The sequence below is a fragment of the Nonomuraea sp. AD125B genome, assembly GCF_041402765.1.
Classification (GTDB): Bacteria; Actinomycetota; Actinomycetes; order Streptosporangiales; family Streptosporangiaceae; genus Nonomuraea; species Nonomuraea bangladeshensis.
The window spans coordinates 236,818-253,490 of sequence record NZ_JBGLOU010000001.1; the positions used below are offsets into that span (position 1 = coordinate 236,818).

Consider the following 16,673-nt stretch of genomic DNA (forward strand, 5'->3'; position numbering starts at 1 on the left):
GCCTGCGCGAGCAGCGCGCGGACGAGCCGTACGCCGTCCTGGCCGCCGACCTCGCGCAGGCCGGCCTGCTGTGCGCGATCGACGGGGACACCGCCGGGCTCCTCACCAGCCGGGCCCGCCCGATCGTGCTCCTGCCCCGCCACGACGCCACCCGCCGCGACGCCACCCGCCGCGACGCCACCCGCCGCGACGCCACCCGCCGCGACGCCACCCGCCGCGACGCCCCCCGCCACGACGCCCCCCGCCACGACGCCTCCCGCGCACTGGCGCCCTCCGTCGCGCCCGGGAGCCGGAGTCTCGGCGTCATGCTGCCCGGCACGCCGCTGCACCACCTGCTGCTCGCCGAGGTCGCCGAGCCCCTCGTACTCACCGGCGGCACCGGTGACGAGCCCATCGCGTACGACGACGCCGACGCCCTGGCCCGGCTCGGCGCGGTCGCCGACGCCTTCCTCACCCACGACCGGCCCATCCACGTCCGCGCCGACGACAGCGTGGTCCGGCCCACGGCCGGCGGGGTCGTCGTGCTACGGCGGGCTCGCGGTTACGCGCCCGAGCCGTTGCCGCTGCGCCACTTCGTGCCCCGTACCGTGCTGGCCTGCGGCGCCGACCGCGAGAGCACCTTCTGCCTGGCCCGCGACCGGCGCGCGTTCGTCTCGCAGCCCTTCGGCGACCTGCACAACGACGAGGCCCGGCGCTCGTACGCGGCCGGCATCGAGCACTTCCTCGCCCTGTTCGACCTGTGCCCCGAGATCGTCGCCCACGACCTGCACCCCGGGCACCGCTCCACCCGGCACGCCCTCGCGATCCCCGGCGTCGAGCACGTCGCCGTCCAGCACCACCACGCCCACATCGCCTCCTGCCTGGCCGACAACGGCGAGCGGGGCCCCGTGATCGGCGTCGCCTTCGACGGCTCCGGCCACGGCACCGACGGCACCGTCTGGGGCGGCGAGTTCCTGCGGGCCGACCTGGCCGGCTTCGAACGGCTCGGCCGCCTGGAGCCCGCCCCCATGCCGGGCGGCGACGCCGCGGTCCGCGAGCCCTGGCTCATGGCCGCCGCCTACCTCGGTCCCGGCGACGGCCCGCCCAAGCTGGACGTCGTACGCCGCAACGCCGAACGCTGGGCCGCCGCGCTCGCCCTCGCCGCCGGCTCCCCGCTCACCTCCAGCGCCGCCCGGCTCCTCGACGCCGCCGCCGCGCTCCTCGGGGTCCGGGACCGGATCACCTATGCCGGTCAGGCCGCGTACGAGCTGGAACAGCACGCCGACCCCGCGGAGACCGGCTGCTACCGCGCCCGCCTCACGCCGGGGGAGCCGCTCACCGTGCACGGCGCCGACCTCGTCCGGGCCGCCGCCCGCGACCTGGAGTCCGGGCGGCCCACCCCGGTCATCGCCGGCCGCTTCCACAACGGCGTGGCCGACGCCGTGGCGCGCGCCTGCGCCGCGCTCAGGGACGCCACCGGCCTCACGGCGGTCGCCCTGTCCGGCGGCGTCTTCCAGAACGTGCTCCTCACCGAGCGCGCCGTGCGGCGGCTGCGCGCGGCCGGCTTCCGCGTTCTCACCCACCGGCGGGTGCCGCCCGGCGACGGCGGGCTCAGCCTGGGCCAGGCCGTCGTCGCCGCGGCCCGCGATCGGGACCGCCTATCACGCTGACGCTCCGTGACGGAAGTGAACAGCGGGACCAGGGGAACCAAAGTGATCGCTGTGGCGTCAAAAGGGGCGTGCGCACCCCCAACCGGCCGAAGCATGCCCGGGAGCACGGCCGGTTGGCCGAGCTCGACCTCCTCCGGTTCCTCGCCGCCCTCGCGGTCGTCGCCTTCCACTACTTAGTGGCGTACGCCAGCGTGTGGGGCGACCGGCCCGCCGAGCTGTTCCCTGCCGTGGCCCCCGTGGCCGGGCTCGGCATCCTGGGCGTCGAGCTGTTCTTCATCATCAGCGGGTTCGTCATCCTCATGACGGTGTGGGGGAAGGGGCTCGGCGCGTTCGCCCGTTCGCGCCTGGTGCGGCTCTATCCGGCGTACTGGCTGAGCCTCGCGGCCGTCGCCGCCCTCTACGGCCTCACCGGCGCCAAGGCCCTGGACCCCAAGCTGTCCACCGGCGAATACCTGCTGAACGCGACCATGTTCCAGCGGCTGTTCAAGGTCACCGACGCCAGCGGCGTCTACTGGTCGCTCTGGGCGGAGCTGCGCTTCTACCTCCTCATGGCCATCCTCGTGATCGTCGGCGTCACCTACGGGCGCGTCCTCGCCTTCTGCGGGATCTGGCTGGCCGCCGCGCTCGCGCTCAAGGTGCTCCAGCACGGCGACGTCGCCGTCCCCCCGGTGATCACCGAGACCGTCATGCCCGACTACGCCCCCTACTTCGTCGCCGGCATGGGCCTCTACCTCGTGCACAAGCACGGCCACGCCTGGCTGCCGTGGATCTACGTGGCCGCCGGCTACGCCCTGTCGCTCGACAGCGCCCTGGCCCGCGTGCACCGCCGCATCGACGCCGCCGGGTTCAAGAACATGCCGGTCACCGACACCAGCGTGATCATCGCGATCACGATCGTCTTCGCCCTCATGGCGCTGGCCGCCACCCGGGTCCTGCGGCTCAAGCCGTCGCGGACGCTGACCGCGCTCGGCGGCATCACCTACCCGCTCTACCTGTTCCACAGCGTGGTGGCCGTCGCCGTCATCCCCGTGCTCAGCGGCGATCTGCCGCCGTGGCTCGTCGCCTGTTGCGCCACGCTGATAGCCGTGCTCCTGTCCTATCTGGTGTACGTCTTTGCCGAACGTCCCATCCAGCGCATACTCAAGCCCCGCGGGCGGGCGGGCGCCTCGGTGGCTTCCGCCGTACAGATGGAAAAAGCGTCGGTGCCATAACCTTGTGGCCCTGGGGCACTGTGAAGGGCATAGGCTCGGGCATATAAACGGCGGATAGACAGACCCGGACGAACAGAGGATGTTGCATGACGGTGCGTCGGGTGATGGGCATCGAGACCGAGTACGGCATCTCCGTACCCGGCCAGCCAGGCGCCAACGCGATGGTGACCTCCTCGCAGGTCGTCAACGCGTACCTCGCCGCCTCGGCGGCCCGCGCGCGCCGCGCGCGCTGGGACTTCGAGGAGGAGAACCCCCTGCGTGACGCGCGCGGGTTCGACCTGGCGCGAGAGGTCGCCGACCCCACGCAGCTCACCGACGAGGACCTCGGGCTGGCCAACGTCATCCTGACCAACGGGGCCCGGCTCTACGTCGACCACGCCCATCCCGAATACTCCGCGCCCGAGTGCACCAACCCCCGCGCCGCGGTCATCTGGGACAAGGCGGGCGAGCGGGTCATGTACGACGCCGCCACGCGTGCCTCGGCCATGCCCGCCAACGCGCCCATCCAGCTCTACAAGAACAACACCGACGCCAAGGGCGCCAGCTACGGCTGCCACGAGAACTACCTCATGCGCCGCGCCACGCCCTTCGCCGACATCGTGCGCCACCTGACCCCGTTCTTCGTCAGCAGGCAGGTCGTCGTCGGCGCGGGCAAGGTCGGCATCGGGCAGGACTCGCGCGGCGAGGGCTTCCAGATCAGCCAGCGCGCCGACTTCTTCGAGGTCGAGGTCGGCCTGGAGACCACGCTCAAGCGGCCCATCATCAACACCCGCGACGAGCCGCACGCCGACCCCGAGAAGTACCGGCGCCTGCACGTGATCATCGGCGACGCCAACATGTCCGAGATCTCCACCTATCTGAAGCTCGGCACCACGGCGCTCGTGCTGGCCATGATCGAGGAGGGCTTCCTCAGCCGCGATCTCGCCGTCGAGAACCCCGTCCAGGCCCTGCGCGCGGTCTCCCACGACCCGACCTGCCGCTACGAGATCGCCCTGCGCGACGGCCGCAAGCTCACCGCCGTCCAGTTGCAGATGGAATACCTGGAGCAGGCGCGCAAGTTCGTCGAGGAGCGCGGCACCGCCCAGGACGAGATGAACAAGGACGTGCTCGACCGCTGGGAGTCCGTGCTCACCCGCCTGGCCGAGGACCCCATGCAGCTCGCCCGCGAGCTCGACTGGGTCGCCAAGCTCGAACTCCTGGAGGGCTACCGCAGCCGCGACGGCCTGGCCTGGTCCCACCCCCGCCTCCAGCTCGTCGACCTCCAGTACAGCGACATCCGGCCCGACCGCGGCCTCTACAACCGCCTGGTCGCCCGGGGCCGCATGCAGCGCCTGGTCTCCGAGGAGGAGGTGCAGCGCGCCGTCGAGCACCCGCCCAGCGACACCCGCGCCTACTTCCGCGGCCGCTGCCTGCGCCAGTACAGCGAGTCCGTCGCCGCCGCCTCCTGGGACTCCGTCATCTTCGACATCCCGGGCCGCGAGTCCCTGCAGCGCGTCCCCACCCTGGAGCCCCTGCGCGGCACCAAGGCGCACGTCGGAGAGCTGTTCGACCGCTGCCACACGGCCGCCGACCTGGTCGCCGCCCTCACCGGCGGCGAATGACCGTCCGCTGACGCCGGGGCCGGCCGCTCACAGCAGGCCGATGCCCAGCGTCAGCGTGCCCACCGCCAGGCCCACGCCGCCCGCCACGGCGAGCCAGATGAGCTTGTTCGGCCTGGTGTCGCCCGGGCGGGCCACCGACAGGAAGAACCCCAGCGGCATCAGGACGGGCGCCGCCACGATGAGCACCCGGGTCAGCGTCCTGACGCCCTCGGGGAGTGCGGTCTGGTCCACGTACAGCATCGCCACCAGGGCGAACAGGACCAGCACGCCCGCGTGCGCGTGCCCCGCCCGCCACAGGCCGCGCCGGACCGGGTTGTCCCGGTAGCCGGGAACGTTCCGCATGAGGAACGTCAGCAGCGACACACCGCCGAACACGATCGTCGGGACTGTGATGAGGAGCACACCTGCCATGGTCAGGGACATAGTGGACATATCTGAACCTCCGTGTACGTAGGGGATTCATTATTGGATAGCAACACTATCCAGTCAACCGATACAAGATCGCGCAAGGTTGGGCGCGAAATGTCGGACGGTTCGGGGAAGATATGCCTAGAGGCAGTCCCCCAAGCGGAGGTAGGACATGGCAACCAAGGACACCGGCGGCCAGAAGCAGGCCGGACGGCGCGAGACCGAGGTTGAGGAGACCGAGGCCTCGGCGGCGCCCGACGTTCAGGAGCGTCAGGAGAAGCTCACCGACGACGTCGACGCGATCCTCGACGAGATCGACGAGGTCCTCGAGGAGAACGCCGAGGAGTTCGTCCGCAGCTACGTCCAGAAGGGCGGGGAGTAACACACCCGGCACGGCACCACCACGATCTAGAGTCACGGCAACACCGAGGACGACGTCGAGCGCGCGCTCGCCCGTCAGGGCGGGCCCTGCGCCGTCGCCCTCGGCGCCCGTCCCATGAGCGGCCGGACGGGCGGCACCCCATGAGATGAGGCCGCGAACGGGCGAGCGCTCCGGCCCGGCCGGCGCCTCGCTGTCTTCCGTCACGCGGGCGCCGATCTTTCCTTCCGCGCCTTGACAGGTCGCGAGCGACCGTATGAACGCCGGCGTCTCCCAGGCCGGCCACGAGCCCCACGAACGCACCGAGCTCACGCGCGGACGCGCGGCGCCGCACGCTGCCCCCGGACGTGCTGCCACGGCCCCGGCCGCGCCCGCCGGCGTTGCGGCAACCCCCGCCTGCCCACCATCCGATCATGCGGCCTTCGCCGCCGGCCGTAAGGAAACGATCCGGACAATGATCGGCTCGCGCAGGGGTAGGTTGGCCGCGGCGGGGGAGGGTTCGCCGTGAGCTGATCGTGGGAAGTGCAGACAGCAACGCAACAACAGTAGGGTCGCCCTAGGGACAGTGACGTTTGGGAGGGAGTCGCGTGGCATCGCACAGGGATCTGCCCGTCGGCTTGGTGAATCAGCTTTTCCAGAACAATGGGAGCTCCTCGTTCACGGAGTTCGTCAGCTCCTACGCGCCGGAATTGCTGCCACGGCGGGATGAGGTTCTGGCCACCCCGATCGGCGACCAGGTTCCGCACGCGACCACGATCGTCGCCGCCACCTTCGCGGGCGGGGTGATCATGGCGGGTGACCGGCGGGCGACGTCGGGCAACGTGATTTCGCAGCGTGACGTGCAGAAGGTGTTCAGGACCGACGACTATTCCTGCATGGGCATCGCGGGCACGGCGAGCACCGGCATCGAGTTCGCCCGGTTGTTCCGGGTCGAGCTCGAGCACTACGAGAAGCTCGAAGGCCGCACGATGTCGGTGGCGGGTAAGGCCAACCGGCTGGCGACCATGATCAGGGGCAATCTCGGCATGGCGATGCAGGGGCTGGTGGTGGTGCCGCTGTTCGCCGCCTACGACCCCGACAAGGACGAGGGCCGCATCTTCAGCTACGACGTGGCGGGCGGGCCCTACGAGCGCGAGCGGTTCGACGCGATCGGCTCCGGCTCGATCTTCGCCCGCGGGTCGCTGAAGAAGCTCTACCGCGACGGCGCGTCGGCCGACGACATGGCGATGACGCTCATCCAGGCGCTCTACGACGCGGCCGACGACGACTCGGCGACCGGCGGCCCCGACGTGACCAGGAAGATCTGGCCGGTCGTGGGCGTCATCGACGCCGACGGCTTCCGCCGCCTCACCGACGAGCAGGTCGCCGGCTACGTCGACCAGATGCTCGAAGCCCGGATGATCTCGCCCGACGGCCCCATCGCCCCGCTGCGCTAGAAAGGACCACCTGCCCGTGTCCATGCCTTTTGGATATGCGTCCCCTGAGCAGATCATGCGGGACAAGGCCGACTACGCGCGCAAGGGCATCGCGCGGGGCCGGTCGGTCGTCGTGCTCCAGTACGTCGACGGCATCCTGTTCGTCGCGCCCAACCCGTCGCGGGCGCTGCACAAGATCAGCGAGATCTACGACCGCATCGGGTTCGCGGCCGTGGGCCGCTACAACGAGTTCGAGGAGCTGCGGCTCGGCGGCATCCGCTACGCCGACATCAACGGCTACACCTACGACCGCTCCGACGTGACCGGGCGTGGCCTCGCCAACCTTTACGCCTCCAACCTGGGGCGCATCTTCACCGAGTCGATCAAGTCGCTTGAGGTGGAGGTCGTGGTCGCCGAGGTCGGCGAGACCAAGGACGGCGACGCCATCTACCGGCTCACCTTCGACGGGTCGGTCTTCGACGAGCACGGCTTCGCCGCCATGGGCGGGCAGGCCGAGGCGGTCGCGGGGCGGCTGAAGGAGCGTTACCGCGAGTCGATGTCGCTGGCCGACGCGCTCGAAGTGGCGCTGACAGCGCTGACCGAGCCGGGCGGGGAGCGGCCGCCGGTGGGCCAGCTCGAAGTGGCGGTGCTCGACCGCAACCGTGAGCACCGCAAGTTCCTGCGGCTGACGGGGGCCCGGCTGGAGCGGCTGCTCGCTCAGACGACCCAGTCGCCCGCCTCGCCGCCTTCGTCGTCCGAGCCGTCGGAGGAGCCGCCCTCCACCGGCTCCGCCGGTTCGTCGTCCGGCTCCTCCGGCGACACCCCGCCACCCACGGGCCCCGAAGGCCCGGTCGACGACGGCTCCTCACCCCTGTAACCCCACACCCGTTCCCCGGCGGGGCCGCCACTCGCGCGGCCCCGCCGCTCGCGCTTCCGGTCCCGCCATCCGCGCTTCGGGGCCGTGTCCGGTCGCGCCGTTCGCGCGCCCGGTGCGGTGTGCGGCAGGCCGTGTGCGCAGCCCCCGGCGTGTGCGCAGCCCCCGGCGTGTGCGTGGCGTCTGCCGTGTTTGTGGCGCCTGCCGCGTGTGGCCCCTGCCGTGTGTGCTGCCCCGAACGTTCGCGTCGCCACTGTTCGCGGTGCCGGACCGGGGCGGTGTGAGCTGGATCACCAGGATGGGGGCGAACCGGAGGCGGGTGGTGTTGGTCTCAAGGGGCGTGAACACTTCGTTGCGCACCCTCCTTGCCGGCGGGGCGGCCGCCGCCGCGCTGGTGGCCTCCGGCGGCGCCGCACAGGCCGCGACCGCCGCCTACCCCCACTACAAGGCGCCGAAGATCTTCGGCACCACCTTCCAGCCCGACCCGAAGCACGACTTCACCAAGCGCATCAGCCCCCGCCACGACGGGATCCTGCGCGGCTGGATCACCCACGTGAGCGGCGGCGTGGCCGAGTACCAGCCGATCAAGTGGAAGCGGGACAAGCACACCGAGGGCTATTTCGTGGGCCCGGGCGAGGGCGACGCGACGGCCTACGCCTCGCCGATCGCCAAGAACGTGGAGTTCCTGTCGGCGTACGGCTGCAAGCAGTCGGGCGGGTCGCTCACGGTGAGCAGGAAGACCGGCCTGGGCGCCAAGCGGTGCCCGGCGTCGGTGCTGGTCAAGCGGCACGGCAAGCAGCGTCAGCCAGCCCTCATCACGGTCTACCGGGGCAAGATCGTCAAGGTCCAGGAGATCTACGTCCCGTGAGCGCGCCGCCGTGCTCATTCAGGGGCGGGCACGGCGCTGCCAACAGGGACAAAACATCCCATACAGGTCCGCCATTGAAAACACCCGGCAAGATCTCTCCCGCTCGCCGATCCATGGGCATAGTGTGAGGTGATGGATCGTCGCATCTTCGGGCTGGAGAACGAGTACGGCGTGACCTGCACGTTCAGGGGGCAGCGCAGGCTGTCCCCCGACGAGGTCGCGCGCTACCTGTTCCGGCGAGTCGTGTCCTGGGGCCGATCGAGCAACGTCTTCCTCCGCAACGGCGCCCGCCTCTATCTCGACGTGGGCAGCCATCCTGAATACGCAACACCCGAGTGTGACAACGTCATCGAGCTCGTCACCCACGACAAGGCGGGCGAGCGCATCCTCGAAGGTCTCCTCGTGGACGCCGAGAAGCGGCTGCGCGAAGAGGGCATCGCGGGCGACATCTACCTGTTCAAGAACAACACCGACTCGGCGGGCAACTCCTACGGCTGCCACGAGAACTACCTCGTCGGCCGGCACGGTGAGTTCGGCCGCCTGGCCGACGTGCTGATCCCGTTCCTGGTGACCCGGCAGATCGTCTGCGGCGCCGGCAAGGTGCTGCAGACGCCGCGCGGGGCCGTCTACTGCGTCTCCCAGCGGGCCGAGCACATCTGGGAGGGCGTCTCCAGCGCCACCACCCGGTCGCGGCCCATCATCAACACCCGTGACGAGCCGCACGCCGACGCCGAGCGCTTCCGCAGGCTGCACGTCATCGTCGGCGACTCCAACATGAGCGAGACCACGATGCTGCTCAAGGTCGGCGCCACCGACCTGGTGCTGCGCATGATCGAGTCCGGCACGGTGATGCGCGACCTGTCGCTGGAGAACCCCATCAGGGCCATCCGCGAGGTCTCCCACGACATGACCGGGCGGCGCCGGGTGCGCCTGGCCAACGGGCGCGAGGCGTCGAGCCTGGAGATCCAGCAGGAATACCTGTCGAAGGCGAAGGACTTCGTGGACCGGCGCGGCGGCGACGACATCGCGCACCGCGTGCTGGAGCTGTGGGAGCGTACGCTGCGCGCGGTCGAGACCGGCGACCTCGACCTGGTCTCGCGCGAGATCGACTGGGTGACGAAATACCAGCTCATCGAGCGCTACCGCAAGAAGTACGACCTGCCGCTCTCCTCGCCCCGGGTGGCCCAGCTCGACCTCGCCTACCACGACGTGCACCGCAAGCGCGGCCTGTACTACCTGCTGCAGAAGCGCGGCTCGGTGGAGCGGGTGGCGTCCGACCTGAAGATCTTCGAGGCCAAGTCGGTGCCGCCGCAGACCACGCGGGCGCGGCTGCGGGGCGAGTTCATCCGCAAGGCGCAGGAGAAGCGGCGCGACTTCACCGTCGACTGGGTGCACCTGAAGCTCAACGACCAGGCGCAGCGCACCGTGCTGTGCAAGGACCCGTTCCGCAGCGTGGACGAGCGGGTGGACAAGCTGATCGCCGGCATGTGAGCCGCCGGCTGGACGGGACGCGGGCGGTGCGTTTACCTCGGGCGTACCCGAGGTTCGGGTAGGGTGACGCGAATCTGACGTCTTTTCCGAGGGAAACGCATGCGCCGCGTTCTGGCCGTTCTGGCAGCGATGCCGCTGATCTTCTTCGCCGCGGGATGCGGCTCCGACGACGCCGCATCCGGCGGGTCCACCGGGTTCAAGGTCGCCGGTAACCCCGGCGCCAAGCCCACGGTGACCTTCCCGTCCGGCTCGCCGGCCACCAAGTCGTCCTACGAGGTGATCCAGCCGGGCAGCGGCGCGGAGATCAAGACCGGTGACAAGGTCATCGTCAACCTGACCGTCTGGGACTGGGACGGCAAGACCAACGCCGCCCAGGGCTCGTCGTACGACACCAAGGCCCCCGAGACGATCTCGGTCAACGAGCAGCTCCCGCAGGTGCTGCAGGAGGGCTTCACCAAGGTCAAGCACGGCGGCCGGCTGCTGGCCGTGCTGGCCAACGACTCGGTCCCCGCGCAGCAGCAGCAGCAGACCTCTCCGGCCGAGCCGACCAAGGTGTTCGTCTTCGACGTGGTCGGCACGCAGCCGCCCGCGCTGAAGGCCGCCACCGGCAAGGAGACCAAGGAGTCCATCAAGGGCGTCAAGGTCGAGAACCCGGGCGGCGAGAAGGCGCCGACGCTCACCACCAAGACGGGTGAGAAGCCGCCGGGCGAGCTCGTGGTCAAGACGGTGATCGAGGGCACCGGCGCCAAGGTGCAGCCCAACCAGACGCTCGCCGTCCACTACACGGGCAAGATCTGGGGCACCGACAAGCAGTTCGACTCGAGCTGGGAGCGGGGCGAGGCGGCCGAGTTCCCGCTGAGCGGGGTCATCCAGGGCTGGCAGCAGGGGCTGGCCGGGGTGCCGGTCGGCAGCCGGGTCGTCATGAGCATCCCGCCGAACCTGGGCTACGGCGACCAGGAGCAGCCGAACATCCCGGCCAACAGCACGCTGGTGTTCGTCGTGGACGTCCTGGCCGCCTACTGAGCCACCGCCCGGCCCCGGTGCCCGCCATTTGGGGGTTTCGCAGGGTTTGTGGTGGGTCAGCGCGGTAGCATCGCGAGCCCCGGGGACTGCCTGCCCCGGGGCTCGCCGCGTAGGGGAGGGCCCGATGCTCCGCCGTGCCACCGCCCCCAGGGCCGTTTCCGGGACCGGACCCAGGTCCGTGTGCGGGGCCGGGTTCAGGCTCGTGTCCGGGGACGGGCCTGCACCCGCCTCCGAGGCCGCGTCCATGCGCTTTCCCGAGCCCGGGCCCGCATCTGAGCGCGCGCCCGGGCCCGTCCCCGAGTCCGTGCCTGGGCCCGCTTCCGCGCGCCCGCCCGAGCCCGCGTCCAGGCCCGTCCCCGAGCGCGCGTTCAGGCTCGCGCTGAAGCTCCTGTCGGCGCTCGTGCCGAAGGTCGCGCGCAAGCCCATGCCGGTGCTCGTACGGGAGCTTGGGCCGGTGTTTGGGCCGGTGCTCCTGGTCGCGGTGCTCGCGGGGTGTACCGGGGCGCCTGCTCAAGGGCTGGAGCTGAAGGTGGCCGGGGCGTTCGGGGCGCGGCCCACGGTCGACTTTCCCGACGGCAAGCCCGCGCCCGGCCTCCAGGTGGACGAGCTGACCACCGGCAAGGGCGCCCGGCTGGAGCCGGACGACGTGGCGGTCGTGCAGTACACCGCGCACGTCTGGGACGGCGGGCGCAACCGCCTGGTCGACTCCAGCTTCACCCGTGGCGCGCCCGCCGCGTTCCCCGTGGGCGGCCTGCTGCCCGGCCTGGACCGGGCCCTGGAGGGCCGTACGGTCGGCAGCCGGGTCATCGCCGCCGTCCCGCCCGGCGACGGCTTCGGGCCCAATCCGCCGCGCGGCGTGGGCCCCTCCGATGAGCTGTTCTACGTCGTGGACATCCTCGGCGCCCACCACAAGGGCGCCTCGGTCGAGGGCCGCGCGGGCACGCTGGCGGGCGTGCGTGTGAGCGCCGGCGCGCGGCCGGCGCTCCAGGTGCCCGCCGCCGCTCCGCCGGCCCGGTTCGCGTCCACGGTGCTCGAACGGGGCTCAGGCCCCAAGGCCAGGCCCGGCCGGCTCGTCGTCACCCAGTACGCGGGCGCGGTCTGGGGCAGCCGCCGCGTCTTCGACACCACGTGGACGAGCGGCCTGCCGAAGGCGTTCAAGCTGGGCGACGGCGGCCTCATCAGGGCGTGGGAGCGGGCGCTGACCGGTGTCCCCGCCGGCAGTCGGGTGCTGATGGTCGTCCCGCCCGCGTACGGCTACGGCGCCCCCGGCTTCCCCGCGTACGGGATCAAGGGCTCCGACACCCTCGTCTTCGTCGTGGACGTGCTGGCCGTCTACTGAGCCAGGGCCGCGCGCATAGACTCCCGCCTGTGAGCATCGACGACCTCGACGCGCTGGCCCTGCTGAACGACCCGGTACGCCGCAGCCTCTACGAGGCGGTCGTGGCCGGCGGCGGCGACGTGGGCCGGGGTGAGGCCGCCGAGGCGGCCGGGGTGTCGCGGACGCTGGCCGGGCACCACCTCGACAAGCTGGTCGAGGCCGGGCTGCTGGAGAGCGGGTTCCGCGCCCCCGCCAAGAAGGGGCCGGGCAGCGGGCGGCCGGCCAAGGTCTACCGCAGGGCCAGGGGCGAGCGCTCGGTGAGCCTGCCGCCCCGCGACTACGTCACCCTCGCCTCGGTCCTCGCCGACGTGGTCGAGCTGCTGGGCGCCGATGAGCAGGCGGAGAAGGCGGCGCGCGGCGCGGGTGAGCGCATCGGCGCGCGGCACGCCGGCGAGCCGGTGGAGCGGGTGCTGGGGGAGCGGGGCTATGAGCCGTACGAGGAGGACGGGCTGGTCCGGCTGCGCAACTGCCCGTTCCACGTGCTGGCCTCGGAGCAGCCGCTGCTCGTGTGCTCGATGAACCTGGCGCTGTGCCAGGGGCTGCTGCGCGGGCTCGGCGAGGACCCGGCGCGGGCGCGGCTGGACGCGCGGCCGGGGGAGTGCTGCGTCGCCCTTTCTAAAACAAATGGAGATTGACATAGAAGGGCAGGAGGTGATGTGCTGAGCGTCATGCATCTCGCCCAGCTCAACGTCGCCCACATGCGCGCGCCCATCGACTCCCCCGAGCTCGCCGAGTTCGTCGCCCTGCTCGAACCGATCAACGCCCTCGCCGACGCGGCCCCCGGGTTCGTCTGGCGGCTGAAGGAGAGCGAGAGCGACCCCACCGCGACCGTCCAGCACGAGTACGGCGACTACCTGCTCGTGAACTTCTCCGTGTGGGAGTCACTGGAGTCGCTGTGGAACTACGTCTACCGCTCCCCGCACCTGGGCGTGCTGCGCCGCCGCAGGGAGTGGTTCCAGCGCATGGCGGAGCCGGCCATGGTGATGTGGTGGATCCCGGAGGGCACCATCCCGACGCTGGCCGAGGGCATGCGGCGGCTCGAACGCCTCAGGACCGAGGGCCCGAGCCCCGAGGCGTTCACCTATAAGGACGCCTACGACAGCAGCGAGGCCGCGAACCTGCCCGCCGCCGCCGAGGCGAGGAAGTAGGCCAGGTCCTCCTCCAGGCCCCGGCCCATCGTCGAGAGCCGGACCGGTGCCGCCCGCAGCGCCTCGTGCAGGCCGTCCACCGGCACCGGCACCAGGCGGTGCCGCACCGCCAGCAGCTCGGCCTGGTCGCGCACCCGCGCCCCGAACTCGCCCGGCAGGTCGGGCACCGGCACGTCGGCCGGGCAGAGCGCCACCCGCCCGAACGCGGTCAGCGAGTGATGCGACACCCCGTGGTGCCGCTCGCGCAGGTCGCCCTCGCTGACCCGCAGCGCCGCCACCGGCCGCCCCCGCAGCACCCCGGCCGCGTTGACCGCCTCGCCCGCCTGCACGCCGGAGAAGCCCCAGCGGGTGCCCGAGCCCAGGTTGCCCGGGCCCTGCGCGACGATCGCCACGTCGGCCTCCAGCACGTGCCTGGCCGCCAGCAGCGCCGTGTGCACGGTCACCGCCTCCAGGTCGCCGCCGAACGCCTGGCCCGCCGTCACCACGCCCGCCAGCCAGCCGGTCTCGCGCAGCCGCGCCGCCGTCATCGAGAACCACGCGGGCAGCGCACCGCCGTCCTGCATCACGTACGCCACCCGCGTGCCCGGCGCGGCCTCGTACAGGCCGGCGAGGATCGGCGCGAGCGCCGAGTGCAGGTCGGCCACCACGACGGGCATGTCGTCCAGGGAGTCGGCCTCGCGCAGGACCTCGTGGTGGGGCGAGTCCTGCTCGTCCGCGCCCGCCACCGTGGCCTGCAACGGGGTGTACCGGGCCTTCACCAGGTGCCCCGGCCCCTGAGGATCTTGCGGCAAACGGTTCGGGACGGCCACCACCATGGCGTAACCTCCCGTACCGAGACCCATCGCGAGTGCGGTCGTGTTGAGCAGCACCTCGTCGCCGGGTTCCGGGCGCCCCACCAGCGGGGGGTACGCCAGCGCCCGGCACTCCCCCTCGGGGACGGCGACGTCCAGTTCCACCGCTCCCGGCCACTCGCGTCGGATCCGTACGACCTCGCCCTTGCGCCATCTGATCACGGGGGCAGGGTAGCGTCGATGAAGGAGGAGTGAGGCAGATGTCGCGCCGGAAGACGGAACGGCTGCTCAATCTCGTCATCTGTCTGCTCGCCACCCGGCGTCCGCTGTCGGCCGAGCAGATCCGCCAGGCGGTCCCCGGCTACGACCGCGACGGCGACGAGGCTTTCCAGCGCATGTTCGAGCGGGACAAGAACGAACTGCGCGAGATCGGCATCCCCATCGACGTCGTCCGCGACCCGTGGGAGGACGAGCCGGGCTACCGCATCCAGCGGGAGTCGTACGAGCTGCCGGAGATCACCCTGGAGCCCGACGAGGCCGCCGTGCTCGGTCTGGCCGCCCAGGTGTGGCAGCGCGCCAGCCTGGCCGAGGCCGCCTCGGGGGCGCTGCTCAAGCTGCGCGCCGGCGGCGTCGCCACCGACCAGCCGGTCGGCACCGGCGCGCTGGAGCTGCGCGTCGACACCCGCGACCCGGCCTTCCCCGCCCTGTGGGAGGCTGTGCGCGACCGGCGCGCGGTCCGCTTCGACTACCGCGGCGCCGGCAGCGAGAGCGTACGCGCCCGCACCGTCGAGCCGTGGGGCGTGGTGAGCCGGCGCGGCCGCTGGTACCTCGCCGGCTACGACCGCGACCGGCAGGCGCCGCGCGCCTTCCGGCTCAGCCGCATCGCCGGCCAGGTCGCGCACGTCGGCAAGCCGGGAGCGGTACGCGTGCCCGAGGGCGTCGACCTGCGGGCCATGGTCGGCTTCCCCGACGAGACGACGGACGAGCGGGTGGCCGTCGTACGGGTGCGCCAGGGCGCGTGCGAGGGGGTGCGCCAGCTCGCCAGGGCCGTCCACCCCGGCGTGGACGGCTGGGACGAGGCGGAGCTAACCTTCTCCGACCCCGAGCGGCTGGCCGGCTGGATGGCCAGCCTCGGCGGCGACGTCGAGGTGGTCGAGCCGCCGGACGCGCGCGAGGCGGTCATCCGCAGACTGAAGGGGGCCATGGCGTGAGCGCGCCGGCCACGAAACAGGGGGAAAGCATATGAGCGGGAGCGCGGACCGGCTGCCGCGGCTGCTGGCGCTGGTGCCGTACCTGATGTCCCATCCGGGGGCGCAGGTCGGCGAGGTGGCGGCGGTGTTCGGCCTGAGCGAGAAGCAGCTCATCGACGACCTGCAGCTCGTGTGGATGTGCGGCCTGCCCGGCCACACCCCCGGCGACCTCATCGACGTCTCCTGGGACGGCGGCGAGATCATCATCGACAACGCCGACACGATCGCCCGGCCGCTGCGGCTCGGCATCGACGAGGCCAGCGCGCTGCTCGTCGCGCTGCGCATGCTGGCCGCCCAGCCGGAGCTGGCCCTGCCCGCGGGCAGGGATCAGGCCGGTGGGGCGACCGGTGACGCGCTCGCGCGGGTGACGGCCAAGCTGGAGCGGGCCGCCGGCGAGGGCGCCGCCACCGTCAGCAGCCAGGTCGCCGTGGACGTGGACGCCGCCCCCGACGCGCTGCCCCGCGTCCGCGAGGCGCTGACCGGCGGGCGGCGGCTGTCGCTGCGCTACTACGTGCCGGGCCGCGACGAGGTCACGCCGCGCGAGGTCGATCCCACCCGCGTGCTCGTCGTCGACGGCCGCGCCTACCTGGAGGGCTGGTGCTACCGGGCGGAGGCGATGCGGCTGTTCCGCCTCGACCGCATGCTCGGCGTGGACGTGCTCGACGTGCCCGCCGACCCGCCCGCCGAGGCCGAGCCGATCGACGTCACCCGCGGCGTCTTCCGTCCCTCGCCCACGGACGAGCTGGTCGAGCTGGAGCTGAGCGCGGCCGGCCGGTGGGTGGCCGAGTACTACCCGTGCGAGGAGGTCGCCGAGCTCGGCGAGGGCCGGCTGCGGGTGGCGTTGCGGGCCCGCGACGAGGACTGGATCGTCAAGCTCGCGCTGCGGCTCGGCGACACCGGCCGGGTCGTCGCGCCGCCCCGGATGGCCGAGACCGTGCGCGCCGAGGCCGAGCGGGCTCTCTCCCTGTACGCTCACGGGTCATGACGTGGATCATGCCCGCGGCCGTCGTGGTGGCGGCCGGGCTGGCCGTCCTGGGGGTCCTGGGGGCCCGCGTGGTCGTGGCCGCCCGTGCCCTGAACAGGGAGGTTGCTCGAATTAACCAGCAATTCAGGCTGAAAGCGGACTCCAGGGGATGAGGCAGGGCCGTCGGCAGCGTACGATCGGGTTTGGACAGCACACGGCTCAC

The 16,673-nt window shown here is 72.0% G+C and carries 17 protein-coding genes; 15 read left to right on the forward strand and 2 right to left on the reverse strand.

The features are described from left to right. From ACBR40_RS01030 to dop, 3 genes are all read left to right on the forward strand, one after another. Window positions 1-1,649 (forward strand): Sua5/YciO/YrdC/YwlC family protein (locus ACBR40_RS01030; protein ID WP_371247024.1); only part of this gene is annotated, 1,649 nt, incomplete at its 5' end. 68 nt (window positions 1,650-1,717) lie between these two features. Then, complete coding sequence (locus tag ACBR40_RS01035) at window positions 1,718-2,860, forward strand: acyltransferase (protein WP_344215494.1); 1,143 nt, start codon at window positions 1,718-1,720, stop codon at window positions 2,858-2,860. A gap of 86 nt (window positions 2,861-2,946) precedes the next feature. Further along, a complete protein-coding gene (dop, locus tag ACBR40_RS01040) occupies window positions 2,947-4,461 on the forward strand; it encodes a depupylase/deamidase Dop (RefSeq protein WP_344215491.1) in 1,515 nt (504 codons plus the stop codon). A 27-nt stretch (window positions 4,462-4,488) separates the two neighbouring features. Here the strand turns inward: dop and ACBR40_RS01045 are convergent, their stop codons facing one another. Next, window positions 4,489-4,872, reverse strand: a complete 384-nt coding sequence (locus ACBR40_RS01045; protein WP_344215892.1) for a hypothetical protein — start codon at window positions 4,870-4,872, stop codon at window positions 4,489-4,491. A gap of 169 nt (window positions 4,873-5,041) precedes the next feature. Between ACBR40_RS01045 and ACBR40_RS01050 the strand changes: the two genes are divergently transcribed. From ACBR40_RS01050 to ACBR40_RS01090, 9 genes are all read left to right on the forward strand, one after another. Next, a complete protein-coding gene (locus ACBR40_RS01050) occupies window positions 5,042-5,251 on the forward strand; it encodes a ubiquitin-like protein Pup (RefSeq protein ID WP_329575500.1) in 210 nt (69 codons plus the stop codon). 584 nt (window positions 5,252-5,835) lie between these two features. Continuing rightward, window positions 5,836-6,684, forward strand: coding sequence for a proteasome subunit beta (gene prcB / locus ACBR40_RS01055; protein WP_371247025.1), 849 nt, complete (start codon window positions 5,836-5,838; stop codon window positions 6,682-6,684). A gap of 22 nt (window positions 6,685-6,706) precedes the next feature. After that, window positions 6,707-7,540, forward strand: a complete 834-nt coding sequence (prcA, locus tag ACBR40_RS01060) for a proteasome subunit alpha (RefSeq protein WP_371247570.1) — start codon at window positions 6,707-6,709, stop codon at window positions 7,538-7,540. 337 nt (window positions 7,541-7,877) lie between these two features. Continuing rightward, a complete protein-coding gene (locus ACBR40_RS01065) occupies window positions 7,878-8,405 on the forward strand; it encodes a hypothetical protein (protein ID WP_344215489.1) in 528 nt (175 codons plus the stop codon). 132 nt (window positions 8,406-8,537) lie between these two features. Continuing rightward, window positions 8,538-9,896, forward strand: coding sequence for a Pup--protein ligase (gene pafA / locus ACBR40_RS01070; protein WP_091087617.1), 1,359 nt, complete (start codon window positions 8,538-8,540; stop codon window positions 9,894-9,896). 99 nt (window positions 9,897-9,995) lie between these two features. Further along, window positions 9,996-10,919 (forward strand): FKBP-type peptidyl-prolyl cis-trans isomerase, encoded by a 924-nt coding sequence (locus tag ACBR40_RS01075; RefSeq protein WP_371247026.1) that lies wholly within the window; start codon window positions 9,996-9,998, stop codon window positions 10,917-10,919. Between the two features lie 304 nt (window positions 10,920-11,223). Continuing rightward, window positions 11,224-12,258: an FKBP-type peptidyl-prolyl cis-trans isomerase gene (locus tag ACBR40_RS01080; RefSeq protein WP_371247027.1), complete on the forward strand. Its 1,035-nt coding sequence runs from the start codon at window positions 11,224-11,226 to the stop codon at window positions 12,256-12,258. Window positions 12,259-12,287: 29 nt separating this feature from the next. Further along, window positions 12,288-12,932 carry a helix-turn-helix transcriptional regulator gene (locus tag ACBR40_RS01085; RefSeq protein WP_371247028.1) on the forward strand — a complete coding sequence of 215 codons (645 nt, stop codon included), beginning with the start codon at window positions 12,288-12,290 and terminating at the stop codon, window positions 12,930-12,932. 21 nt (window positions 12,933-12,953) lie between these two features. After that, the gene (locus tag ACBR40_RS01090; protein ID WP_371247029.1) at window positions 12,954-13,445 is read left to right on the forward strand and encodes a DUF3291 domain-containing protein; all 492 of its coding nucleotides are present in this window, start codon (window positions 12,954-12,956) and stop codon (window positions 13,443-13,445) included. On the opposite strand, the gene ACBR40_RS01095 is transcribed toward ACBR40_RS01090, so the two are convergent. Continuing rightward, entirely contained in the window at window positions 13,391-14,458 is a 1,068-nt protein-coding gene (locus tag ACBR40_RS01095; protein WP_344215481.1) for a DUF3866 family protein, read from the reverse strand. The two genes, ACBR40_RS01090 and ACBR40_RS01095, sit on opposite strands and share 55 nt — an antisense overlap. Window positions 14,459-14,496: 38 nt before the next feature. Here ACBR40_RS01095 and ACBR40_RS01100 point away from each other — a divergent pair, with 38 nt between their 5' ends. From ACBR40_RS01100 to ACBR40_RS01110, 3 genes are read left to right on the forward strand one after another with little or no spacing between them, the layout of a single operon-like run. Continuing rightward, window positions 14,497-15,447, forward strand: a complete 951-nt coding sequence (locus ACBR40_RS01100) for a WYL domain-containing protein (protein ID WP_344215479.1) — start codon at window positions 14,497-14,499, stop codon at window positions 15,445-15,447. A 31-nt stretch (window positions 15,448-15,478) separates the two neighbouring features. Then, window positions 15,479-16,471 carry a helix-turn-helix transcriptional regulator gene (locus ACBR40_RS01105; RefSeq protein WP_371247030.1) on the forward strand — a complete coding sequence of 331 codons (993 nt, stop codon included), beginning with the start codon at window positions 15,479-15,481 and terminating at the stop codon, window positions 16,469-16,471. Beyond that, window positions 16,468-16,623, forward strand: a complete 156-nt coding sequence (locus tag ACBR40_RS01110) for a hypothetical protein (RefSeq protein ID WP_344215475.1) — start codon at window positions 16,468-16,470, stop codon at window positions 16,621-16,623. Before ACBR40_RS01105 ends, ACBR40_RS01110 begins: the two co-directional genes overlap by 4 nt. Window positions 16,624-16,673 lie beyond the last annotated feature (50 nt).